This is a genomic window from Pseudomonas sp. PDM19 (assembly GCF_014852215.1).
Classification (GTDB): domain Bacteria; phylum Pseudomonadota; class Gammaproteobacteria; order Pseudomonadales; family Pseudomonadaceae; genus Pseudomonas.
In genome coordinates this window covers 729,333-752,719 of the sequence record NZ_JACVBG010000002.1, presented here as the reverse complement: position 1 = coordinate 752,719, position 23,387 = coordinate 729,333, and the positions used below count along the sequence as shown (strand labels likewise).

Below are 23,387 nucleotides of genomic sequence, written 5' to 3'. Positions count from 1 at the left end.
CGTGATTTGTGCTGTGGTCTTTCTGTAGGAGCGATCCGGCTCAGGCCGCCTCGTCAGGCGCTGCGTGCTCGCGGCAGATCAGCTCGCCCTCGCGCGCTTCCAGTCTTTCCCCCGTCAGCCCGCAAAGCGCGCCGTCGTCCAGCTTCTGGTGGAAGCGACAGGTGCGGCACAGGCCGAACCCCGGCACGTTTTCCTGGCGTTGCACCGTCGTCAGCAGCTCCCGCAGCAGCTCGACCAGCAACTCGCTGCGCTCCCCCAGCGCCTCTTCGGCGCGGCGCAGGAAAGCAGGCGGCACCAACGCATCGATCAGCCCCCTGCCCTCCGGCGTCAGCTCCAGGTGCACGCTGCGGCGGTCCTGCGCATCCGGACGCTTCGCGATCAGCCCCTTGGCCTCCAGCGCCTTCAACGACTGGGACACCGTGCCCTTGGTCAGCCCAAGGAAGTCCGTCACCCCCAGCGGCGTATTCGAATAGCGGTTACAGCGCGCCAGGTAGTTCAGTGCGCTCAGCTGGATCGGCTGCAGCTCCGCCATCAGCGGCTGCTCGCGGGCCCAGGCGCGCATCAGGCTGGCGATGCGTTCGAGGTAGTCGTACAGGGTCGTATCGGTCATGGGCTGATCCCTCCGATAGATAGTATCGATCAAAAACCAGTTTGACAGAAGGTTCTTTTCGCACGCAGACTGAACTGGTATCGAATCGATACATAATCAATCAGGAGAAGGATCATGAGCAAAGCTGTTTACTACCATGCCGGTTGCCCCGTCTGCGTCGAAGCCGAGCGCGCACTGCTGCCGTTGCTGAACCGCGAGGTCGAAGTGGTGCACCTGGGCGAGCAGTCGCCGCGCGTGGCCGAAGCCGAGGATGCCGGGGTGAAATCCGTACCGGCGCTGGTGGTCGATGGGCAGGTGCTGCACCTGAACTTCGGCGCCTCCCTGGCCGACCTGAAATAAGGCCGGGCGGTATGAGCGACTACCAGCCGTTGCACTGCGATCTCCATGACTATCTGGAGATCGCCTGCCTCTACCGCTACTGGCTGCGTATCGAGCTGCGTGACGGCCTGGCGTTCGACGCCCAGGCCTTCACCACGCACACGCGAAGGACCGCGGGCGGAGTGCTGGAGGAGTTTCTCGAGGTGCGGGTGGACGATGCCAGCCGGGAGTTCCGGCTGGACCGTCTGCACGCCATTACGCCCTTGTCGGCGCAGGCGCTGTTCGGAAGGGTGGAGCTGCAGGCGGCCGGCTGAGCAGCCGCCACACCCTCACCACATGAGGTCGTCGGGCACCACGTAATCCTTGTACGGATCGTCCTCGTCCGGCTCACCACTGGGTTCGCTGAGGACGATGATGCGACGCTCGTCGCGCTCCTGGATGCGCAGCGCGGCATCGCGCGGCACGATCTCGTAGCGGCCATCGTAGCTGACGATGGCCAGGCTGCCGCGGCTGAGCTTGTCGCGGACCATGTCGTTGACCGCGATGCGCTTGACCTTCTTGTTGTCGACGAAGTTGTAGTAGTCGTCCGACTCCAGTTTCGGCAGGCGCGTGCCTTCGATCAGTTGCTTGATCTGTGCGGTCTTGGCCTTCTTGTCGGCCTTTTCCTGCTGCTGACGGTTCAGCTCGGCGTCGCGGGCCTGCTTCTCGGCCTGGGCCTGCAGGGCCGCCTGACGCTGGCTGTCGTCCTTGGCAACCTGGTTCTTGTGCTCCAGGCGCTGCTGCTTCTGTTTCTGCTTGCCGGCCTGCTTGGCCTGCTTCTCGTTGACCAGCCCGGCTTTCAGCAACTGATCACGCAATGACATGCTCATGAATCAAGGCTCTCCAACAGCCCATAGTGATGCAGGACAAATCCCAGACCAACGCATAGGTGCGGCGGGATCGTCCTCAGGGGGTATAATCCTCGGGCCTGTGCCAGCGCAGCGCAAGTGCCTGGCTCGAAATCACTCATCTGGAGCGGACTCGTAACCTCCATGCTGAAGCTCATCGTTCTCGCGGTACTGGCCATCTTCCTCGTCGCCATTCTCTACGTGCACCTGCGCGGCAAGGTGCGGCTGCCCTTCCTGCGCCAGGTCGTGAACCACTCCGCCTGGTTCGCGCCCTACAACTCGCTGATGTACCTGAACTCCAGCGTGCCGTCCAAACCCTACCTGGACCGCGAGCGCTTCCCCGAACTCGACAAGCTGCGCGACAACTGGCAGATGATCCGCGAGGAAGCCGAGCAGCTGTTCGACGAGGGCTACATCCGCGACGCCCTGAACAACAACGAGGCCGGCTTCGGTTCCTTCTTCAAGAAGGGCTGGACCCGCTTCTACCTGACCTGGTACGACGGCCCCCTGCCCTCGGCGCAGCAGTTGTGCCCCAAGACCGTGGAACTGGTGAGCAGCATCCCCAACGTCAAGGGCGCGATGTTCACTCGCCTGCCGCCGCGCAGCCACCTGAACAAGCACCGCGACCCTTACGGCGGCTCGCTGCGCTATCACCTCGGCCTGGCCACGCCGAACTCCGACGAGTGCCGCATCTTCGTCGATGGCCAGCCCTACGCCTGGCGCGACGGCCAGGACGTGATGTTCGACGAGACCTTCGTCCACTGGGTGAAGAACGAGACGGACGAATCGCGCCTGATCCTCTTCTGCGATATCGAACGGCCGCTCAAGTCGCCGCTGCTGACCCGCATCAACCGCCGCGTCAGCGCTTTCCTCGGGCGCGCCACGGCGCCGCAGAACGTCGAGGGCGAGCGCGTCGGCGGGATCAACCAGGCCTACTCGGTGCTGATTCGCCTGGGCGATGCCGTGGGCAGCAAGGTGAAGGTGTTCAAGCGCGCCTATCCCAAGGCCTACCGCATCGGCCGGCCTGTACTCGCGGTCGTTCTGCTGGTGCTGATCCTGCGTTGGCTGTTCGGTTGATCACCAGCCACTGTAGAACGCGCGGGGGCGCCCAGCCCATGCGCGCGATCGCGGGCATGGGCCGCTCCTGCAATTGAACTTCGGCGCCGAAGTTCGCGCATTTACAAGAAACCATGAAAAAGCCCCGCAATCGCGGGGCTTTTTCATGGGCGCCAATTCAACGGTGGCAGCACTTATCCACAGCTGAGCGGGTTCTTCTCGTCACGTTTGGCAGCCCCCCACAGCTCGTCCATCTCTTCCAGGTTGCTGTCTTCCAGGGTGCGGCCCTGGTCGCGCAGGGCTGTCTCGATATAGCGGAAGCGGCGCTCGAACTTGGCGTTGGCGGCGCGCAGGGCGGTTTCCGGGTCGATCTTGAGCTTGCGCGCCAGGTTGACCACCACGAACAGCAGGTCGCCCACTTCCTCGGCCTGGGCCTCGGTATCGCCGCCAGCCATGGCCTCGAGCACCTCGTCCAGTTCCTCGCGGACCTTATCCACCACCGGCAAGGCGTCGGCCCAGTCGAAGCCGACCTGGGAAGCGCGCTTCTGCAGCTTGGCGGCGCGACTCAGCGCCGGCAGGGCGTTAGGTACGTCGTCCAGCAGGGACAGTTGCACCGGCTCGGCGGCCTTGGCGGCGCGCTCCTCGGCCTTGAGCTCCTCCCAACGCTGCTTGACCGCCGCTTCCGCCAGCTTCGCCGGGTCGGACTCGCCATACAGGTCGCCGTCGGGGAACACATGGGGGTGGCGGCGGATCAGCTTGGTGGTGATGCCATCCACCACCGCGTCGAACTCGAAGCGCCCCTCTTCCCGCGCCAGCTGTGCGTAGTAGACGACCTGGAAGAGCAGGTCGCCCAGCTCCTCGCGCAGGTGGTCGAAGTCGCCACGCTCGATGGCATCGGCCACCTCGTAGGCTTCCTCGAGGGTGTACGGAACGATCGTCGCGTAGCTCTGCTTCAGGTCCCAGGGGCAGCCATGCTGCGGGTCACGCAGCCGGGCCATCAGGTACAGCAGGTCGTCGAGCTTATGCATCCTTGGCACCCGCGCCGCGGTCGCGCCGCGCCTCGATGATGTTGGGCAGCTGCGAGATGCGCGCCAGCAGGCGTCCCAGCGAATCGAGACCGGGGATCTCGATGGTCAGACGCATGATCGCGGTGTTGTCTTCCTTGTCCGAACGGGTGTTCACCGCCAGCACGTTGATGCGCTCGTTGAGCAGCATCTGCGAGACGTCGCGCAGCAGGCCGGAGCGGTCGTAGGCACGGATGACGATATCCACCGGGTAGGTGCTGACCGGCACCGGCCCCCAGCTGACCTGGATGATCCGCTCCGGCTCGCGCCCGGCCAGTTGCAGCGCGGTGGCGCAGTCCTGACGGTGGATGGTGACGCCGCGGCCGAGGGTGATGTAGCCGACGATCGGATCGCCCGGCAGCGGCTGGCAGCAGCCGGCCATCTGCGTGAGCAGGTTGCCGACGCCCTGGATCTGGATGTCGCCGCGCTTGCCGTGGCCGATCTTGCTCGGCTTGCGCGGGATGAGTTCAAGCTGCTCGGTGCCGCGCTCGGGCTCGACCAGCTGCTGCGCGTAATTGACCACGTGGGCCAGGCGCAGGTCGCCGGCGCCCAGGGCGGCGAACAGGTCTTCGCCGGTCTTGTAGTTGGCCTTCTCGGCGAGCTTCTCGAAGTCCACAGGCGGCAGCGCCAGGCGGCCCAGCTCGCGTTCGAGCATGGCCTTGCCGGCGGCGACGTTCTGGTCGCGCGCCTGCAGCTTGAACCAGTGGACGATCTTCGCCCGCGCTCGCGAGGTGGAGACGTAGCCCAGGTTCTGGTTCAGCCAGTCACGGCTCGGCCCGCTTTGCTTGCCGGTGATGATTTCCACCTGCTCGCCGGTCTGCAGGCTGTAGTTCAGCGGCACGATGCGGCCGTTGATCTTGGCGCCCCGGCAGTTGTGCCCGACCTCGGTATGCACGCGATAGGCGAAGTCCAGCGGCGTGGAGCCCTTGGGCAGGTCGATGGCATGGCCGTCGGGGGTGAAGACGTAGACCCGGTCGGGCTCGATATCCACCCGCAATTGTTCGGCCAGGCCGCCGATGTCGCCCAGCTCCTCGTGCCACTCGAGCACCTGGCGCAGCCAGGAAATCTTCTCTTCGTAGTGATTGGAGCTGGCCTTGACGTCGGTGCCCTTGTAGCGCCAGTGCGCGCAGACGCCCAGCTCGGCTTCCTCGTGCATGGCGTGGGTGCGGATCTGCACTTCCAGCACCTTGCCCTCGGGGCCGATCACTGCGGTGTGCAGCGAGCGGTAGCCGTTTTCCTTGGGGTTGGCGATGTAGTCGTCGAATTCCTTGGGGATGTGCCGCCACAGCGTGTGCACGATGCCCAGCGCGGTGTAGCAGTCGCGCATTTCCGGCACCAGCACGCGCACGGCGCGCACGTCGTAGATCTGGCTGAAGTCCAGGCCCTTGCGCTGCATCTTCCGCCAGATGGAATAGATGTGTTTCGCGCGGCCGGAGAGGTCGGCCTTGATGCCGGTGGCGGCCAGGGCGTCCTTGAGCTGCTGCATCACGGTGGCGATGTACTGCTCGCGGTCCAGCCGGCGCTCGTGCAGCAGCTTGGCGATCTGCTTGTACTGGTCGGGTTCGAGGTAGCGGAAGGACAGGTCCTCCAGCTCCCACTTGATGTGGCCGATCCCCAGACGGTGGGCGAGCGGTGCGTAGATGTCGAACACCTCGCGGGCGACACGCATGCGCTTTTCTTCGTCGGCGTTCTTCACCGCGCGGATCGCGCAGGTGCGCTCGGCCAGCTTGATCAGCGCGACGCGCACGTCGTCGACCATGGCCACCAGCATCTTGCGCAGGTTCTCGATCTGCGCCTGGGTGCCGAGCACCAGGGACTGCCGCGGGCTGAGGCTGGTGCTGATCGCCGCCATGCGCAGCACGCCTTCGATCAGCTTGGCGACGACAGGGCCGAAGCGCTGCGCCACGTCCTCGAGCTTGACCTTGCCCTCGCGCACGCCACGGTAGATCACCGCGGCGACCAGCGATTCCTGGTCGAGCTTGAGGTCCGCCAGGATCTCGGCGATCTCCAGGCCCGTCTGGAAGCTGGAGGTGCCGTCCGCCCAGGAGTTGTCAGCCGTGCTGACAGCCCTGTCTTCCACCTCGCGAGCGAACTCGCAGGCTTCCAGCAGGACCTTGCGATCCAGGCCCGGGACCAGGGTCTGGACATGGTCCAGCCAGGCCTCGAGATTGATGCTGCCGTCGGTGTTGACCGGCTGGTGCGCTCTCACCTGTACCATCGTGTCTACCCTTCCCCACGGTGCGCCACAACACACCGCTCACTGCGCCGGCCTTTCTTGCTTGAGCCGGTCGGATTGCGCGAGCCTTCCTAGCTCGCCTCGAACAAAGCCATGGCCTCGACATGGGCCGTCTGCGGGAACATGTCGAGAATGCCGGCGCGCTTCAGACGATAGCCCTGTCGGGCCAGCTCGCCAGCGTCACGCGCCAAGGTCGCCGGGTTGCAGGACACATAGAGTACCCGCTCCGCGCCCAGTGAACGCATCTGCCGTGCCGGCTCGAAGGCTCCGTCACGCGGAGGGTCGAGCAGCACGGCGGTGAAATCCTCCGCCGCCCAGGGGGCGTCGGCAAGCGGTTTCGTCAGGTCCGCCTGATGGAACCGGGTATTGACCAGGCCGTTGGCCCGGGCGTTGGCGGCGGCGCGCTCGACCATGGTCTGCACACCTTCCACGCCCACCACCTCGCGCACCTGGCGCGCCAGCGGCAGGGCGAAGTTTCCCAGGCCACAGAACAAGTCCAGAACACGCTCGTCGCTGCCTGGCTTCAGCCAGTCCAGCGCCTGGGCGACCATCGCCTGGTTCACCGGCTCGTTCACCTGAACGAAGTCGCCGGGGCGGTAGGCCAGGGTCAGATTCCAGGCTTCGAGCCGGAAGCCGAGGTCGCGGTTCCCACTGTTTTCTGCAGCATCGGAGCAAAGCGTCGGTTCGCCGTCACCCTGCAACCACAGCTGCACATCCCGTGCCGAACAGAATTCCAGCAGTCGCGCGCGGTCGCTATCGGACAAAGGTTCGATATGCCGCAGCAGCAGCGCGCTGGAAGTACCGTGGAACAGTTCGACATGGCCAAGAGACTGTGGCTTGGCGAAGCCGCGCAGCAGCTCCGGCAGCTCGCGGGCGAGACCTTGCAGTTCGGGCACCAGCACCAGGCAGTCGTCGAAGGCGACGATGGCCTGGCTGGCAGCAGCGCGGAAGCCGACCCCCAGGCGCTTGGCCTTGACGTCCCAGCGCACGGCGATGCGCGCGCGGCGGCGGTAGCCGAACTCCGGCCCGATCAGCGGTGCGGCCCACTCTTGCGGGACCAGGCCGGAGAAGCGCTCCAGCTGCTCCGCCAGGGTGCGCTGCTTGAGCGCCAGCTGATCGGCATGGGACAGGTGCTGCAGGCTGCAGCCGCCACAGGTGCCGGCCACCGGGCAAGGCTCGGCGCGGCGGTTGGCGGCAGCGGTGAAGATACGTTCGCTACGGGCGTCGACGATTTGAGCGCGGGCGGACAGCACGCGGGCTTCCACCGACTCGCCCGGCAGGGCGTTGTCGACGAACCAGGTGCGCCCGTCGATGTGGGCGATGCCGCGACCGTCGTGGGCCAGGCGCTCGATGTTCAGGCGCTGTTTCTTGCCCACCGGTACCGCAGGGCTGCGCGCTCCGCCGCTGGGCTGGAAGCGCAGGCCGGATCTCTGCTTGGCCATGTCAGTTGGAGTCGAACACGCCCGAGGACAGGTAACGGTCGCCACGGTCGCAGATGATCGCCACCAGGGTCGCGTTTTCCAGTTCGCGCGACAGGCGCAGCATGGCCGCCACCGCACCACCGGAAGACACGCCGCAGAAGATGCCCTCTTCGCGGGCCAGGCGGCGCATCACGTCCTCGGCTTCGTTCTGCTGCATGTCGACGACGCGGTCGACGCGGGTGGCATCGAAGATCTTCGGCAGGTATTCCTGCGGCCAGCGGCGGATGCCGGGGATGGCCGAGCCTTCCATCGGCTGCAGGCCGACGATCTGCACGTTGGGATTCTGCTCCTTGAGGTAGCGCGACACGCCCATGATGGTGCCGGTGGTGCCCATGGAGCTGACGAAATGGGTGATCTCACCGCCGGTCTGCTGCCAGATTTCCGGGCCGGTGGAATGGTAGTGGGCGATCGGGTTGTCGCCATTGGCGAACTGGTCGAGCACCTTGCCCTGGCCTTCGCGCGCCATCTGGTCGGCGAGGTCACGGGCACCTTCCATGCCCTGCTCCTTGGTCACCAGGATCAGCTCGGCGCCGTAGGCGGTCATGGCGGCCTTGCGCTCGGCGGTGGAGTTGTCGGGCATGATCAGGATCATGCGGTAACCCTTGATTGCCGCCGCCATCGCCAGGGCGATGCCAGTGTTGCCGGAAGTGGCTTCGATCAGCGTGTCGCCGGGCTTGATGTCGCCGCGCAGTTCGGCACGGGTGATCATCGACAGCGCCGGGCGATCCTTCACCGAACCCGCGGGGTTGTTACCCTCGAGTTTCACCAGCAGGGTGTTGGAAGTTTCCCCGGCCAGGCGCTGCAGGCGCACCAGCGGGGTATGGCCGACGCAATCGGCGATAGTCGGGTACTGCACGGTCATGGAAGCACTCGGATCTGGAACAGGGCGCTCTATGATACCGGCAAAAGCCGCCCCGCCATACGAAACTTCCTAACAAGCCGTGTACAGGGGCCGGCGTCGGCCTCAGGCCGCCGCCGCGTCGGGCAGGCGCAGGTGCACGCGCAGCCCCGCCTCGGCGCAGTCCGCCCAGAGTTCGCCGCCCTGCATGCGCAGCGAGCTGCGGGCGATACTCAGGCCCAGACCGAAGCCTTCGCCGGTACGCGCATCGGAGAGCCGGGTAAAGGGCAGGAAGATGCGCTCCAGGTCACTTTCCGCCACGCCGGGACCATCGTCTTCCAGCCACAAGTGCCAGCCACCGGACTCGCGCCGGCCGCTCAGGCGGATGCGACCATGTTCCGGCGAATGACGGATGGCGTTGCGCAGCAAGTTCTCCAGCGCCTGGGCCAGGCCGTTGAGATGGCCGCGCACGCGGCAGTCCGCCGGTACCTGATAAAGGAAGCGCTCGGTACTCCAGCCTGCCTCGAAGCGCGCGTCGTCCACCAGCAGGTCCCACAGCGAGCGCAGGTCGATCTCTTCCAGCTCCACGCGCGGGCGCTCGGTATCCAGCCAGGCCAGCTCCAGGGTGTCGGCGACCAGGCGCTGCATCACCTCCACCTCCCGCTCGACACGCTGACGCAGCGCGGCCTCGCTGATCGGGCTGTCGCCGGCCACCCGCAGGCGGCTGAGCGGCGTGCGCAGCTCATGGGACAGGTCGCGCAATAACTGGCGCTGCAGGCCGACGTGGCCGCGCAGGCGCTCGGCCATGTGGTCCAGCGCGCGGCCGAGTTCGCCGAGTTCGTCGCGGCGGGCGATCAGTTCCGGGCCGGCGACCGAACCGAGGTCATCCGCCTGCAAGGCGTTGGCGTGTTCGCGCAGCCGCCCGAGCGGGCGTACCAGCCGGCGATAGATCAGCCCGCAGAGCATCAGGGCAAGGATCGTCGGCACCAGCGCATGACTGATGGATTGTCGCAGGAAGCTCAGGCCGCCCGGCAGGTAGCGCTGCGGCAGTTGCACCACCAGCCGGCCAGCGCTTGGCTCGTCCGGGAAGGGAATGCCGATGTACGGCAGGGTCACGGAGCGCGAGCTTACCGGCCATTCCAGCCCGCGCTGGAAGGTCAGGTGCGCCACGTCTGCCATGGGCAGCGGATGCGTGCCCAGCGACTGCAGGCGGGCATCCACCACGACCATCCACACTGGCTCGCGCTGCTTCATCTGTGCCAACCAGGCATCGACACCTGCCGCCCCGCCGGTACGCCACGCCTGCTGGGCCTCGTCGGCATAGCCGGCGAGCACCTGCCGCGCCGCCTCGGACAGGAAGTAGCTGTCGCGCTCCATCTGCTTGCCCCAGTTCCAGGACAGCCAGATCACCGACAGGCACAGCACCACGAGGGCGACGGCGAGCTTCCAGAACAGCGAGTGGCGGCCGGGCATGTCAGTCCTCGGCCTCGGCGAAGACGTAGCCCTTGCCCCACACGGTATGCAGCGTGTGGCGGATATAGCCGATGGCCTGCAGCTTGCGGCGCAGGTGGCTGACGTGCATGTCCAGGCTACGGTCGTGGGCGGTGAAGGCGCGATGCAGCACGTGCTGGTAAAGGAAGGGCTTGCTCAGGGTCTCGCCCTGGCTGCCGAGGAAGGTTTCCAGCAGGCGGTACTCGGTGCCGGTCAGGCCGGCCCATTGGCCATCAAGGCCGACGTCGTCCTTCTGCGGGTCCATCTGCAGCCCGGTCGGCGCAGGCGTGCTGTTCAGTGACTGGCTGCCGCGCTCCAGCGCCACCCGGCGCAGCACGGCGTCCACGCGCACGCTGAGTTCGGCAAGGCTGAAAGGCTTGGGCAGGTAATCGTCGGCGCCCTGGGAGAAGCCGGCGATACGGTCCTGCTCGGCGCCCAGGGCGGACATCAGGATGACCGGCACCGCGCGCTCACGGCGCAGGGTGCGGAGGATGTCCAGGCCACCGGTGCCGGGCAGCATGATATCCATCAGCACCAGGTCGTAGTCGCCGCCGCGCGCCTGGGCCAGGCCTTCGTCGCCGTCCTGGCACCAGGTGACCGCGAAGCCGCGTTCGCTCAAATGGGAAGACAGGTGGGCGCCCAGGGTCGGGTCGTCCTCGATGGTCAGCAGGCGCAGGCCGGACGAAGCTATGGCATTCATATCAAATAAGAGTGATTAGCAATTGCGTGAAGTATTCACGATTCCACGCGCTCCCGGCAAGGCAAAGGGCTTCCGACGAAGGTCTGAACCGCTACACTGCCGGGGATAAACGCATCGGAGGAAGCGAGTGTTCAAGGATCTCGGCATCAAGGGACGGGTACTGCTGCTCACCCTGCTGCCCACCAGCCTGCTGGCGCTGGTGCTGGGCGGCTATTTCACCTGGGTGCAGCTGTCGGACATGCACGCCCAGTTGATCGAGCGCGGGCAACTGATCGCCGAGCAACTGGCGCCGCTGTCCGCCCCGGCCATGGCCAACCACAACAACGAGCTGCTCGAGCGCATCGCCAACGAAGCGCTGGACCAACCCGACGTGCGCGCCGTGACCTTCCTCGACCCGGACCGGGAAAAACTCGTCCACGCCGGCCCCAGCATACTGACGCCAATGCCCAGTGGAGACGGCTCGCACCTGAGCATGGCGAGCAACCTGGACACCACCCACTTCCTCCTGCCGGTGCTGGGCAAGCACCGCAGCCTGTCCGGCGACCCCGACGACGACGCCGAGAAGCTGCTGGGCTGGGTCGAACTGGAACTGTCGCACCACGGCACCCTGCTGCGCGGCTACCGCAGCCTGTTCACCAGCCTGCTGCTGATCGGCGCGGGCCTTGCTGTCACCGCCCTCCTCGCCCTGCGCATGAGCCGCGCGATCAACGCGCCGCTGGGGCAGATCGCCCAGGGCGTCGCCCAGCTCAAGGAGGGCCGCCTGGAAACCCGCCTGCCGGCGCTGGGCAGCCACGAGCTGGACGAGCTGGCCGGCGGCATCAACCGCATGGCCGAGGCGTTGCAGAGCGCCCAGGAAGAGATGCAGCACAACATCGACCAGGCCACCGAGGACGTGCGGCAGAATCTGGAGACCATCGAGATCCAGAACATCGAACTGGACCTTGCGCGCAAGGAGGCCCTGGAGGCGAGCCGGATCAAATCCGAGTTCCTCGCCAACATGAGCCACGAGATCCGCACCCCGCTCAACGGCATCCTCGGCTTCACCAACCTGCTGCAGAAGAGCGAGATGACCAGCCGCCAGCAGGACTACCTGGGCACCATCCACAAGTCCGCCGAGAGTCTGCTGGGGATCATCAACGAGATCCTCGACTTCTCGAAGATCGAAGCCGGCAAGCTGGTACTGGAGAACATCCCGTTCAACCTGCGCGAGCTGATCCAGGACACCCTGACCATTCTCGCCCCCGCCGCCCACGAAAAGCACCTGGAGCTGGTCAGCCTGATCTACCGCGACACTCCGCTGCAGCTGGTGGGCGACCCGCAGCGGCTGAAGCAGGTGCTGACCAACCTGGTGAGCAACGCCATCAAGTTCACCCACGACGGCAGCATCGCCGTACGCGCCATGCTCGAAGACGAGAGCGACGACCGCGCGCAGCTGCGCATCAGCGTGCAGGACACCGGCGTGGGCCTGACCGACGCCGACCTGCGCGCGCTGTTCCAGGCCTTCAGCCAGGCGGACAATTCCCTCTCGCGCCAGGCCGGCGGCACCGGCCTGGGGCTGGTCATTTCCAAGCGCCTGATCGAGCAGATGGGCGGCGAGATCGGCGTGGAAAGCAGCGCCGGCGATGGCTCGGAGTTCTGGATCAGCCTCAACCTGCCCAAGGCCCGCGACGACGGCGACGACCTGCCGCACGCCCTGGCCGGTGGCCTGCGCGTGGCACTGTACGAGCCCCACGAACTGACGCGCACCGCGCTGCACCACCAGTTGGAGGACTGCGGCCTGGAAGTCACCGAGTTCCCTGACCTCGTCACGCTGGAGAAGACCCTGCTGGCCGGGCCGTCGGACAAGGCGCCGATAACCCTGGCGCTGCTCGGCGTGACCGCCGCCGACCACCCGCCCGAGGCGCTGCGCCAGTCCATCCGCGAACTCGAACAGCACGGCTGCAAGAGCCTGGTGCTGTGCCCGACCATCGAACAGGCGCACTACAACGACGTGCTGCCAGACGCCCAGGTGCAGAGCAAACCCGCCTGCACGCGCAAGCTGCAGCAGGCACTGAATGAACTGCTGCACCTGCGGCCGACCCGCAAGGACAAGAACGTCAACGGCAAGCTCGAGCGCATTCCACGCCTGCTCTGCGTCGACGACAACCCGGCCAACCTGTTGCTGGTGAAGACCCTGCTGACCGACATGGGCGCCGAGGTGACAGCCGTCGACAGCGGCCTCGCCGCCGTCGAAGCGGTGCAGCGCGAGCGCTTCGACCTGGTATTCATGGACGTGCAGATGCCGATCATGGACGGCCGCCAGGCCACCGAGGCGATCCGCCTCTGGGAAGGCGACCGCGAGGTCAGCCCGGTGCCGATCATTGCCCTCACTGCCCATGCCCTGGCCAACGAGAAGCGCGCCCTGCTGCAGGGCGGCATGGACGACTACCTGACCAAGCCGATCGACGAGCGCCAACTGGTCCAGGTGATCCTCAAGTGGACCGGCCTGGCGCTGGGCGAGCCGCGCGACGAGCGTCCGCGCCAGGTCCAATCATCCCTGGAAGGCCTCAGCGTCCTGGACCCGGAGGAAGGCCTGCGGCTGGCCGCCGGCAAACCGGAGCTGGCTGCCGACATGCTCGGCATGTTGCTCGCCTCGCTGTCCGCCGACCGCCAGGTGATCCGCCAGGCCCGCGAGCGCAACGATCGCAACACCCTGCTCGAACGCATCCACCGCCTGCACGGTGCCACCCGCTACTGCGGCGTACCGATGCTGCGCGCGGCCTGCCAGCGCGCCGAGACGCTGCTCAAGCAGAACGATCCGGACGGCCCCGCCGCGCTGGACGAACTGGACAAGGCCATGGCCGAGCTGGCACAGGCGACCGAGGGCCGGCTGGAAATCGAAGCCGGCCAGACGCACTGAAGACGGAATTGAATCGATGCGCATCATCCTGTTCAGCAACCAGACCTACGACCGCGACAGCTTCCTCGCCGCCAACCATGGCCTCGGCTTCGAGCTGCATTTCCAGCAGGCGCAGCTGCGCGAGGACACGGTCGCCCTGGCCATGGGCTTCGAAGTGGTCTGCCCCTTCGTCAACGACGACCTGTCGCGCCCGGTGCTGGAGCACCTGGCAGCTGGCGGCACGAAACTGATCGCCCTGCGCTCGGCCGGCTACAACCACGTCGACCTGGCCGCCGCCCATGCGCTGGGTCTTGCCGTGGTCCGCGTACCGGCCTATTCGCCCCACGCGGTGGCCGAACATGGCGCAGGGCTGGTCCTGGCGCTGTGCCGGCACCTCCACCGCGCCTACAACCGCACCCGCGAAGGTGATTTTTCCCTGCACGGCCTGACCGGCTTCGACCTGTACGGGCGCACTGTCGGGATCATCGGCAGCGGGCAGATCGGCGAAGTCTTCGCCCGCATCATGAGCGGTTTCGGCTGCCACATCCTGGCCTACGACCCTTATCCCAATCGCGCCATCGAGGCCCTGGGCGGGCGCTTCGTCGAGCTGGACGAGCTGCTCGCGCAGTCCGACATCATCAGCCTGCACTGCCCGCTCAACGAGGCCACCAGGCACCTGATCAACGCCGACAGCCTGGAACGCATGAAGCGCGGCGCCATGCTGATCAACACCGGCCGCGGCGCGCTGGTCGATACACCGGCGCTGATCGAGGCGCTGAAAAGCGGCCAGCTCGGCTACCTGGGCCTGGACGTCTATGAAGAGGAAGCCGACATCTTCTTCGCCGACCGCTCCGACCAGCCGCTGCAGGACGACGTACTGGCGCGCCTGCTGACCTTCCCCAACGTGATCATCACCGCGCACCAGGCCTTCCTGACCCGCGAGGCGCTGGCCGGGATCGCCCAGACCACGCTGGCCAACATCGCCGCCTGGCGGGCCGGCAATCCGGTCAACCTGGTGAAAAACTGAGCAGAAGGCGCTCGCATCCGCACGCCACGCGCCCTAGAATGCCGCGCTTTCCCGGAGGACCCATGGCCCAGCACGATTTCCGCTACACCCTGCTCAACCCGCAATTCACCCTCAACGAGTGCCGCGCGCTGACTCCGGGCCGCTACCAGGTCACCGGCATCGGTGGCTCGATCAAGGCCGGCGACACCATGCTGGTCAGCCTCAAGGGCAGCAAAAGCCTGAGCATGACGCTGGAAGTGGAAAAGGTCCGCCACCTGATCAACCCGCCGGGGCAGTGGATGGCCGTGGCCAAGGGCCCGGTGTTTCGTGAACTGGGTATCCACGAGTGGAAGGTCAACTGCGACGGCTGCGAGGCTACACTGGACTTCGAATTCGCCGTCGATGCCACCCTCGGCAAGGCCGCCCAGCAGCCCGCCGCCGAGCAGCGCATCGCCGAACTGGGATGGGCCAAGGTCGGCAACCGCCACCTCTGCCCGGATTGCCAGAGCAAGGAGACTGCATGAAAGCCCTGATCGCCAGCGCCTGCACCGCGCTGGCCCTGGCCGGTTGCGCCAGCAAGCCGGTTCCCGAAGCAGAGCATACCTACCGCGTGGAGTGGGTCGGTGAGCACCCGCTGATCGACTACACGCACATCAGCCTGACCCTGGACGGCAATGGCCGCGCCTACGGCAGCGCCGGCTGCAACCACTGGTTCGCCAGCTACAAGCTCGAAGGCGACCAGCTGACCTTCGGCCAGCCCGGCGCCACTCGCAAGCTGTGCGCCGACCTGGTGATGGAGCAGGAACAGCAGTTCCTCAAGATGCTTGGCGAAGTGCAGCGCTGGGATATCACCGAAGAAGGCGAGCTGCGCCTGTGGCCGGTCTCCGGCCGCGCCATGCGCATGTGGCCCGAAGGCTGAGGCATTTTCGCCCGTGCTAGAAGAGCGTGAGCTGCTCGTGGGCGCCGCGCAGATCGACCAGGCGCACGCCCACGCCGATCAGCCGCACCGCCTTGTTGCCGCGTTGGAACGCCTGCCCCAGCAATAGCCGATAGCTTTCCAGGTCCCGCGCGGCGCCGGCCTGTTCCAGGGTGGTCTGAGTGAAGTCGTGGAACTTCAGCTTGATGAACGGCTTGCCCGGCCGGTAGCTGGTGTCCAGGCGCGTCATGCGCCGCTCCAGCTCACCCAGCAACGACGGCAATTCCTCCTGGCAAGCCGCCAGGTCCGGCAGGTCCTGGTCGAAGGTGTTCTCCACGCTGATCGACTGGCGGCGGCTGTCAACCTGCACCGGACGGTCATCGACGCCCCGCGACAAGCCCCAGAGCCGTTCACCGAAACTGCCGAATTCCTTGGCCAGCTGGATACGCGACCAGTCGCGCAGGTCCGCGCAGGTGCGAATCCCCAGGCGCGCCAGCTTCTCGGCGGTAACCTTGCCTACGCCATGCAGCTTTTTTACCGGCAGTTCGGCGACGAAACCGTCCACCTCGTCGGGCGTGACCACGAACAGCCCGTTGGGCTTGCGCCAGTCACTGGCGATCTTGGCGATGAACTTGTTCGGCGCCACCCCGGCGGACACCGTGATGTGCAGGGTTTCCCAGACTCGCTGGCGAATCTCCCGGGCAATGCGCGTGGCGCTGCCGCCGCAGCGCTCGCTGTCGCTGACGTCGAGATAGGCCTCGTCCAGGGAGAGCGGTTCGATCTGGTCGGTGTAGTCGCGGAAGATCGCGTGGATTTCCCGCGAAGTCTCGCGATAGACATCCATGCGCGGGCGCACGATGGTGAGGTCCGGGCACAGCTTCACCGCCGTGCGCATGGCCATGGCCGAATGCAGCCCATAGGCGCGCGCCTCGTAGTTGCAGGTCGCGACCACGCCACGCTTGTCCGGCGACCCACCCACCGCCAGCGGCTTGCCCGCCAGGCTGGGGTCGTCGCGCATCTCGATGGCGGCATAGAAGCAGTCGCAATCGATGTGGATGATCTTTCGTTGCCGAGTCACGAAGAAGACGCCTGCATCACCATCGGAAGCCGCCCCAAAAGGCGGCGGAAAACCCGGCCATGGTAATGCAAAACGTCGCCGCTTCGGTTATCCACAGCCAGGAAAACTCCGCCGGCGGACAACTGCCGCGCTGCCGTTCGCCGCAGCTAAATATCTGATAGAAAATCACTTTTCCCTATTTTTCGTTGACACACAGGCCCATCGGCGTAGAATGGATGCCGCGGGATGGAGCAGTCTGGTAGCTCGTCGGGCTCATAACCCGAAGGTCGTAGGTTCAAATCCTGCTCCCGCAACCAGACACAGAAAAAGGGTCACTCTTCGGAGTGGCCCTTTTTCGTTTGCGCGCGATTTAAATTATTGATCGAAAGCGAAATATCGATTGACAAGACCTTTCACATCCGTAGAATGGCCGCCGCGGGATGGAGCAGTCTGGTAGCTCGTCGGGCTCATAACCCGAAGGTCGTAGGTTCAAATCCTGCTCCCGCAACCAGACACAGAAAAAGGGTCACTCTTCGGAGTGGCCCTTTTTCGTTTGCGCGCGTTTAAATTATTGATCGAAAACGAAATATCGTTTGACACAAGGCTTCATATCCGTAGAATTGCCGCCGCGGGATGGAGCAGTCTGGTAGCTCGTCGGGCTCATAACCCGAAGGTCGTAGGTTCAAATCCTGCTCCCGCAACCAGACATCAAGAAGAAAGCCACTCTTAGGAGTGGCTTTTTTCGTTGTGCGCAAAAAAGGATCGCCCACGGGTGGCGTCTCACGGATCAGGAAAATACTCTTCCGGGGACTTGGGAATTCGCGTCAGTGCCCCTACTCTGTCGCGCTAAATCGATTGAGGTGCCCGATGAGCGCCAACCCCACCACACCCGATACCCCTGCCGCCGAGGAAGCTCCTGCCCGAGCGACCTGGCTCAACTGGGTGAACGCCAACCGCCAGGCACTCGGCCTGGGCGTGACCCTGGTGCTGTTCAGCCTCGCACTGATCGCCTGCTATCACCTGCTGCGCGACATCGACGCCTACTCCCTGCACGACGCCCTGCTCGACGTACCCACTACCTCGCTGCTCGGCGCCTTCGCCGCCACCGTGGTCGGTTTCATCTTCCTGCTCGGCTATGAATGGTCGGCCAGCCGCTTCGCCGGCGTGAAGCTGCCCGTCCCGGCGCTGCTGACCGGCGGTTTCTCCGCCTTCGCCATCGGCAACGCCGTTGGCCTGTCGATGCTCTCCGGCGGCTCGGTGCGCTATCGCCTCTATGCCCGCCAGGGGCTGGGGGCTGGCGACGTCGCCTTGATGACGCTGTTCGCCAGCCTGTCGCTGGGTTGCGCGCTGCCGGTGCTGGCCGCGCTCGCCGCGCTGAGCGACCTCTCCGACGCCTCCTTGGCCCTGCACCTGCCGGAATGGCTGGTGGCAGTGCTGGCGCTGGGCATCATCGCCCTCTGCCTGTTGCTGGTGGTTGCCGTCGAACGCCGCCGCCTGCCGGAACAGCCCTCGCCCGACAGCCACCTGGTCCGCTTCGGCCGCCGCACCCTGCGCCTGCCGGGCCTGCGCCTGTCGCTGCTGCAACTGCTGATCACCGCGCTGGACGTGGCCGCTGCCGCCACCGTGCTCTATCTGCTGCTGCCCGAAGCCCCGCCCTTCGGCGCTTTCCTGCTGGTCTACCTGATTGCCCTGGCCGCTGGCGTGCTCAGCCACGTGCCGGGCGGCGTCGGCGTGTTCGAAGCCGTGCTGCTGGCAGCCTTCGCCAACCAGCTGGGCGCCGCGCCGCTGGCTGCCGCACTGCTGCTGTATCGCCTGATCTACGTGGTCCTGCCGCTGATCGTCGCCTGTCTGCTGCTGCTGTTCCTCGAAGCCCGCCGCGTGCTGGTGGCCAAACAGGCGGTGCGCATCACCTCCGGCTTCGCCGCGCAGATTCTCTCCCTGCTGGTGTTCATCTCCGGCATCGTGCTGCTGTTCTCCGGCGCCACGCCGTCCATCGACACCCGCCTGGACGAAGTCGGCTTCCTCGTGCCGCACCGCCTGATCGATGCCTCGCACCTGGCCGCCAGCCTGATCGGCGTACTTTGCCTGCTGCTCGCCTACGGCCTGCGCCGCCGCCTCTCCGCCGCCTGGGCACTGACCATCGGCCTGCTGATCGCCGGCGCCGCACTGTCGCTGCTCAAGGGCTTCGACTGGGAAGAAGCGCTGATCCTCAGCTTCACCGCCGCCCTGCTGGTGATCTTCCGCAGCGCCTTCTACCGCCGCAGCCGCCTGATGGACCTGCCCTTCTCGCCGCTGTATCTGGGCGCCGCTGCCTGCGTTATCGCCGCGTCTATCTGGCTGCTGCTGTTCGCCTACCAGGATGTGCCCTACAGCCACGAACTCTGGTGGCAGTTCGCTCTGGATGCCGACGCCCCGCGTGGCCTGCGTGCCGCGCTGGGCAGTTGCCTGCTGCTGGCCGCGCTGGCGCTGTACTGGCTGCTGCGCACCGCGCCGCCGGCCATCCACGCGCCGACCCGCGAGGACCTGGACACCGCCGCCGGCATCCTGGCCAGCTCCGCGCAGCCCGACGGCGGCCTGGCCCTGTCCGGCGACAAGGCGCTGCTGTTCCACGAGGGCAACGACGCCTTCCTGATGTACGCCCGCCGTGGCCGCAGCCTGGTGGCGCTGTTCGATCCGGTCGGCCCGGCCCAGGCCCGCGCCGAACTGATCTGGCAGTTCCGCGACCTCTGCGACCTGCACCACGCGCGCCCGGTGTTCTACCAGGTGCGCGCGGAGAACCTGCCGCTGTACATGGACATCGGTCTCACCGCGCTCAAGCTCGGCGAGGAGGCGCGGGTCGATCTGCGCCGCTTCGACCTGGAGAGCAAGGGCAAGGAGATGAAGGACCTGCGCTACACCTGGAACCGTGGCCAGCGCGACGGCCTGAGCCTGGAATTCCATGACGCCGGCAACGCGCCGATGGACGAGCTGCGCGCCATCTCCGATGCCTGGCTGGGCGGCAAGAACGTCCGCGAGAAGGGCTTCTCCCTGGGCCGCTTTACCCCGGAATACCTGCGTTATTTCCGCGTCGTCGTGGTCCGCTTCCAGGGCCGCGCCGTGGCCTTCGCCAACCTGCTGGAAACCTCCGGCAAGGAGCTGGCGAGCATCGACCTGATGCGCGTAGCCCCTGACGCACCCAAGCTGACCATGGAGTTCCTCATGCTCGGCCTGATCCTGCATTACAAGGAGAGCGGGCACACCCGCTTCAGCCTCGGCATGGTGCCCCTGGCCGGCTTGCAGCCGCGCCGTGGCGCCCCGCTGACCCAACGTCTCGGCGCGCTGGTTTTCCGCCGGGGTGAGCAGTTCTACAATTTCCAGGGGCTGCGGCGCTTCAAGGACAAGTTCCAGCCCGACTGGGAACCCCGTTACCTGGCCGTGCCCGCCGGACTGGATCCGCTGGTGGCCCTGGCCGATACGGCCGCCCTCATCGCAGGCGGCCTGAGTGGATTGGTAAAACGCTGATATGTTGAAACGACGCTGGCGACACCTGCTCGCCCTCCTCCTGCTGGTCATCATCGCCGTGGGTCTGCTGCTGTGGAGCCGGCCGGCTTCCCAGGCTTCCCTCGAACACCGCCAGCTCGCCGACGGCAGTGCCGTCGCCCTGGCCATCCCCGGCAAGCAACCGAACGCCCGTGTACTGCTGGCCGTGCAGGCCGACCAGAAACTCGACGACGGCCAATTGCTGGCCCTGGCCCACGACAGCGGCGCCCGCGTGGTGCAGTTCGTCTTCCCGGAAAAGGACTGCGCCACCCAGCAGGCCCGCATCAAGGCTGCCGGCGAGCTGCTCGACGGCCAGCCGACCCTGGTCGCCGGCATCGGTCCGGGCAGCGCCTGGGCCTTCCGCTGGCTCGCCGGGCAGACTGACGACAAGGCCAAGGCCCTGTCGGTCGGTTTCTCCCTGGAGAAGCCCGACTGCGCCGCCACCCCGCTGCCGACGACTGCCGCCCACGGCCACTGGCTGGCCGCCTGGAACGACAACCCGGACGACGCCAGCGCGCGCTTCGCCCGCGGCCTGAAGAATGCCGAGACGGTGATCACCGACTACGACACCCCGCTGCCCAAGGTCCTCGCCGACCAGTTGCGACAGCAGCTACAAGGCGGTGGCGACAACGTGCCGGTGGTGGAAGTCCCGGCCGCCAAGCCCTCGGAGACCGTCACCCTGTTCTACTCGGGCGACGGCGGCTGGCGCGACCTGGACCGCGACGTCGCGGCGCAGATGGCCGAGCTGGGCTATCCGGTGGTGGGCGTCGATGCCCTGCGCTACTTCTGGGAGCACAAGACCCCGGAACAGAGCGCCGCCGACCTCGCCCTGCTGATGCAGCACTACCGCGAGAAATGGGGCGCCAAGCACTTCGTGCTGGCCGGTTACTCGTTCGGCGCCGACGTGCTGCCGGCGATCTACAACCGCCTGCCGGCGGACGCCAAGAAGGACGTCAGCTCGGTGATCCTGCTGGCCTTTGCCCGCAGCGGCAGCTTCGAGATCGAGGTGCAGGGCTGGCTCGGCAAGGCCGGCCAGGAAGCCTCCACCGGCCCGGAAATGGCTCGTCTGCCGGGGCCGAAAGTGCTCTGCGTGTACGGCATCGAAGAGAAGGACGAAAGCGGCTGCACCCAGCCGCAGTCGGTGGGTGAGAACCTGCAACTGCCCGGCGGCCACCACTTCGACGAAGACTATCCAGCCCTGGCCAAGCGGCTGGTGAACGCCATCCGCTCCCGCCAGTCAGCCGACGACGAAGGCTGACCGACATCAAAAGGGCCGCACATTGCGGCCCTTTCACTTTGGCTTCACGGTTTTTCAGGCACGCTTAAGGCTCTATGCTCAGACTGACAGCCCCGTCGTCAGAACGCGGCGCACGAAAAAGAGCCACACAAGGAACCGTCATGAGCCTTTCCAAGTCCCCGTCACGCTACGGCAGCCTGTCCATTGCCCTGCACTGGATCATGCTGGTACTGATCGCCGCCACGTACTTCTGCATGGAGTACCGCACCAACTTCCCCAAAGGCAGCGACACCCGTGCGCTGTTTTCCCAGTTTCACTTCATGTTCGGCCTGAGCGTCTTCGTGCTGGTCTGGCTGCGTATCATCGGCCGCTTCATCTACCCCACCCCGCCGATCGTCCCGGCGCCGCCGGCCTGGCAGATGGTGCTGGCGAAGCTCGCGCACCTGGCGCTCTACGGCCTGATGATCGGCCTGCCGCTGGCCGGCTGGATCATCCTCAGCGCCGCCGACAAGCCGGTGCCGTTCTGGGGCCTGGAGCTGCCGCACCTGGTGGCCAAGAACCCGGACCTGGCCAAGCAGGTGAAGTACTGGCACGAGACCATCGCCGTGCTCGGCTACTGGCTGATCGGCATTCACGCGCTGGCCGCGCTGTTCCACCACTACATCAGCCGCGACAACACCCTGGTGCGCATGCTGCCGGGCAAGGGTGAGGCGAAGCCGGAATAACCGCGAACCTTATCCACAGTTGCCGGCAAGCTACGCAACTGACCTGTAGGAGCGCGCCATGCGCGCGGTCGCGGGCATGGCGCGCTCCTACAGGGAATTACAGGCGTCAATCCTGCCGATACGGCAGCGCCGCGCGGGCCTCTTCGGCGTAAGCCAGGATGCCCGCCCTCTCCCCCACCAGGAACTCCTCCACCGCGTCACGCAGCCCCGGATGCCCCAGTCGATGCCAGGAGCGCGTGATCACCGGCTCGAAGCCACGGATCAGCTTGTGCTCGCCCTGCGCTCCGGCGTCGAAGCGCTTGAGGCCATGGCCGATGGCGAAGTCCAGCCCCTGGTAGAAGCAGGTTTCGAAGTGCAGCCGGTCGAACTCCGCCAGGCAGCCCCAGTAGCGGCCGTACAGCGTGTCGCCGCCCAGCAGGCTGAAGGCCATGGCCACGGGCCGGCCATTCTGGTGGGCGAAGACCACGCGGATCGCCTCGGGCATGCGCTCGCCGATCAGGCTGAAGAACGCGCGGCTCAGGTAAGGCGCCTGCCCGCGTACCTCATAGGTACTGCTGTAGCAGGCGTAGACGAAGTCCCAGTGCGCCTCGGACAGCTCGCGCCCCTCCATCCAGACGAAGTCCAGCCCGAGCCCGGCGACCTGCTCGCGCTCCTTGCGCAACTGCTTGCGCTTGCGCGAGCTGAGCGCGTCGAGGAAGTCCTGGAAATCGCGGTAGCCGCGGTTGCTCCAGTGGTACTGGCAGCCCAGGCGCTCCAGCCAGCCATCGGCATCGCGCAGCAATGCATCGGCGGCGGTATCGGTGAAGTTCACGTGCACGCCGGAGCAATGCCCCTCGTCCACTTCGCCCGCCAGCGCGCCAACAAGGCTCAGCGCCGCCTCGGGCGCGCCCAGCAGGCGGGCGCCGCCGACCGGCGTGAAGGGAATGCCCACCAGCAGCTTGGGGTAGTAGGGGATGCCGGCGCGCAGGCAGGCATCCGCCCAGCTCCAGTCGAACACGTACTCGCCGTAGGAATGGCTTTTCAGATAGGCCGGCGCAGCGGCCAGCAAGCGGCCATCGTCGCCCAGCAGCACGCGATGGGACGGTTTCCAACCGGTACGGCCGCCGACGCTGCCGCTTTCCTCCAGCGCGGAGAGAAAGGCGTGGCGCAGGAACGGCTGGTCGTCCGGCAACAGGGCGTCCCACTGGCGGGCATCGACTTCGGCGAGACGGGAAAGGGTCTGGATTGGCATGGCCGACAGTCTGGCGCGGTGCATCGGCATTGGGAAGATTCGGGCGGAAAATCTCCGGCGAAGATGACATTCGCGTTCGTCGGTATCCGGCGAAAGGCTTGTCCTGGTGGTCTATGTTGGGGGTTAACGAGGCTTGC

20 protein-coding genes and 3 tRNA genes are annotated in these 23,387 nt (G+C 66.3%); 13 read left to right on the top strand and 10 right to left on the bottom strand.

Annotated features, from left to right (window positions below; genetic code table 11):
* Window positions 1-40 precede the first annotated feature (40 nt).
* Window positions 41-610: a MarR family winged helix-turn-helix transcriptional regulator gene (locus IB273_RS11870; protein ID WP_192224139.1), complete on the bottom strand. Its 570-nt coding sequence runs from the start codon at window positions 608-610 to the stop codon at window positions 41-43.
* Window positions 611-724: 114 nt separating this feature from the next.
* On the opposite strand from IB273_RS11870, the gene IB273_RS11865 reads away from it, so the two are divergent.
* Both IB273_RS11865 and IB273_RS11860 read left to right on the top strand, forming a co-directional pair.
* The gene (locus tag IB273_RS11865; RefSeq protein WP_192224138.1) at window positions 725-949 is read left to right on the top strand and encodes a thioredoxin family protein; all 225 of its coding nucleotides are present in this window, start codon (window positions 725-727) and stop codon (window positions 947-949) included.
* A gap of 11 nt (window positions 950-960) precedes the next feature.
* Window positions 961-1,242, top strand: coding sequence for a Rho-binding antiterminator (locus tag IB273_RS11860; protein WP_081520297.1), 282 nt, complete (start codon window positions 961-963; stop codon window positions 1,240-1,242).
* A 15-nt stretch (window positions 1,243-1,257) separates the two neighbouring features.
* On the opposite strand, the gene IB273_RS11855 is transcribed toward IB273_RS11860, so the two are convergent.
* The gene (locus IB273_RS11855) at window positions 1,258-1,797 is read right to left on the bottom strand and encodes a DUF2058 domain-containing protein (RefSeq protein WP_151187915.1); all 540 of its coding nucleotides are present in this window, start codon (window positions 1,795-1,797) and stop codon (window positions 1,258-1,260) included.
* A 162-nt stretch (window positions 1,798-1,959) separates the two neighbouring features.
* Here IB273_RS11855 and IB273_RS11850 point away from each other — a divergent pair, with 162 nt between their 5' ends.
* Window positions 1,960-2,892 (top strand): aspartyl/asparaginyl beta-hydroxylase domain-containing protein, encoded by a 933-nt coding sequence (locus IB273_RS11850; protein ID WP_081520295.1) that lies wholly within the window; start codon window positions 1,960-1,962, stop codon window positions 2,890-2,892.
* A gap of 173 nt (window positions 2,893-3,065) precedes the next feature.
* Here the strand turns inward: IB273_RS11850 and mazG are convergent, their stop codons facing one another.
* From mazG to IB273_RS11820, 6 genes are all read right to left on the bottom strand, one after another.
* The gene (mazG, locus tag IB273_RS11845) at window positions 3,066-3,899 is read right to left on the bottom strand and encodes a nucleoside triphosphate pyrophosphohydrolase (protein ID WP_192224137.1); all 834 of its coding nucleotides are present in this window, start codon (window positions 3,897-3,899) and stop codon (window positions 3,066-3,068) included.
* On the bottom strand, window positions 3,892-6,153 hold the full coding sequence (gene relA, locus IB273_RS11840) for a GTP diphosphokinase (RefSeq protein WP_081520293.1): 2,262 nt from the start codon (window positions 6,151-6,153) through the stop codon (window positions 3,892-3,894). Before relA ends, mazG begins: the two co-directional genes overlap by 8 nt.
* Before the next feature lie 89 nt (window positions 6,154-6,242).
* Window positions 6,243-7,613: a 23S rRNA (uracil(1939)-C(5))-methyltransferase RlmD gene (rlmD, locus tag IB273_RS11835; protein WP_192224136.1), complete on the bottom strand. Its 1,371-nt coding sequence runs from the start codon at window positions 7,611-7,613 to the stop codon at window positions 6,243-6,245.
* A 1-nt stretch (window position 7,614) separates the two neighbouring features.
* On the bottom strand, window positions 7,615-8,514 hold the full coding sequence (gene cysM, locus IB273_RS11830; RefSeq protein ID WP_081520291.1) for a cysteine synthase CysM: 900 nt from the start codon (window positions 8,512-8,514) through the stop codon (window positions 7,615-7,617).
* A 102-nt stretch (window positions 8,515-8,616) separates the two neighbouring features.
* Window positions 8,617-9,963 (bottom strand): sensor histidine kinase, encoded by a 1,347-nt coding sequence (locus tag IB273_RS11825; RefSeq protein ID WP_192224135.1) that lies wholly within the window; start codon window positions 9,961-9,963, stop codon window positions 8,617-8,619.
* Window position 9,964: 1 nt separating this feature from the next.
* Window positions 9,965-10,681: a response regulator transcription factor gene (locus IB273_RS11820; RefSeq protein WP_081520289.1), complete on the bottom strand. Its 717-nt coding sequence runs from the start codon at window positions 10,679-10,681 to the stop codon at window positions 9,965-9,967.
* Window positions 10,682-10,808: 127 nt separating this feature from the next.
* Between IB273_RS11820 and IB273_RS11815 the strand changes: the two genes are divergently transcribed.
* From IB273_RS11815 to IB273_RS11800, 4 genes are all read left to right on the top strand, one after another.
* Window positions 10,809-13,580 carry an ATP-binding protein gene (locus IB273_RS11815; protein WP_192224134.1) on the top strand — a complete coding sequence of 924 codons (2,772 nt, stop codon included), beginning with the start codon at window positions 10,809-10,811 and terminating at the stop codon, window positions 13,578-13,580.
* Between the two features lie 16 nt (window positions 13,581-13,596).
* Complete coding sequence (locus IB273_RS11810) at window positions 13,597-14,586, top strand: 2-hydroxyacid dehydrogenase (RefSeq protein WP_192224133.1); 990 nt, start codon at window positions 13,597-13,599, stop codon at window positions 14,584-14,586.
* 62 nt (window positions 14,587-14,648) lie between these two features.
* Entirely contained in the window at window positions 14,649-15,089 is a 441-nt protein-coding gene (locus tag IB273_RS11805) for a hypothetical protein (RefSeq protein ID WP_045212435.1), read from the top strand.
* Window positions 15,086-15,484, top strand: a complete 399-nt coding sequence (locus IB273_RS11800; protein ID WP_192224132.1) for an META domain-containing protein — start codon at window positions 15,086-15,088, stop codon at window positions 15,482-15,484. Before IB273_RS11805 ends, IB273_RS11800 begins: the two co-directional genes overlap by 4 nt.
* A gap of 16 nt (window positions 15,485-15,500) precedes the next feature.
* On the opposite strand, the gene dinB is transcribed toward IB273_RS11800, so the two are convergent.
* On the bottom strand, window positions 15,501-16,499 hold the full coding sequence (gene dinB / locus IB273_RS11795; protein ID WP_225610183.1) for a DNA polymerase IV: 999 nt from the start codon (window positions 16,497-16,499) through the stop codon (window positions 15,501-15,503).
* 279 nt (window positions 16,500-16,778) lie between these two features.
* Between dinB and IB273_RS11790 the strand changes: the two genes are divergently transcribed.
* From IB273_RS11790 to IB273_RS11765, 6 genes are all read left to right on the top strand, one after another.
* Window positions 16,779-16,855, top strand: a tRNA-Met gene (locus IB273_RS11790).
* 117 nt (window positions 16,856-16,972) lie between these two features.
* Window positions 16,973-17,049 (top strand) — tRNA-Met (locus IB273_RS11785).
* A 116-nt stretch (window positions 17,050-17,165) separates the two neighbouring features.
* Window positions 17,166-17,242, top strand: a tRNA-Met gene (locus tag IB273_RS11780).
* A gap of 163 nt (window positions 17,243-17,405) precedes the next feature.
* Window positions 17,406-20,039, top strand: coding sequence for a bifunctional lysylphosphatidylglycerol flippase/synthetase MprF (gene mprF / locus IB273_RS11775; RefSeq protein WP_081520283.1), 2,634 nt, complete (start codon window positions 17,406-17,408; stop codon window positions 20,037-20,039).
* A gap of 1 nt (window position 20,040) precedes the next feature.
* Complete coding sequence (locus IB273_RS11770) at window positions 20,041-21,315, top strand: virulence factor family protein (protein ID WP_192209745.1); 1,275 nt, start codon at window positions 20,041-20,043, stop codon at window positions 21,313-21,315.
* A 140-nt stretch (window positions 21,316-21,455) separates the two neighbouring features.
* The gene (locus IB273_RS11765; protein ID WP_081520281.1) at window positions 21,456-22,019 is read left to right on the top strand and encodes a cytochrome b; all 564 of its coding nucleotides are present in this window, start codon (window positions 21,456-21,458) and stop codon (window positions 22,017-22,019) included.
* A 106-nt stretch (window positions 22,020-22,125) separates the two neighbouring features.
* Here IB273_RS11765 and IB273_RS11760 read toward each other — a convergent pair whose 3' ends face one another.
* Window positions 22,126-23,250, bottom strand: coding sequence for a GNAT family N-acetyltransferase (locus IB273_RS11760; RefSeq protein WP_192224131.1), 1,125 nt, complete (start codon window positions 23,248-23,250; stop codon window positions 22,126-22,128).
* Between the last annotated feature and the right edge of the window lie 137 nt (window positions 23,251-23,387).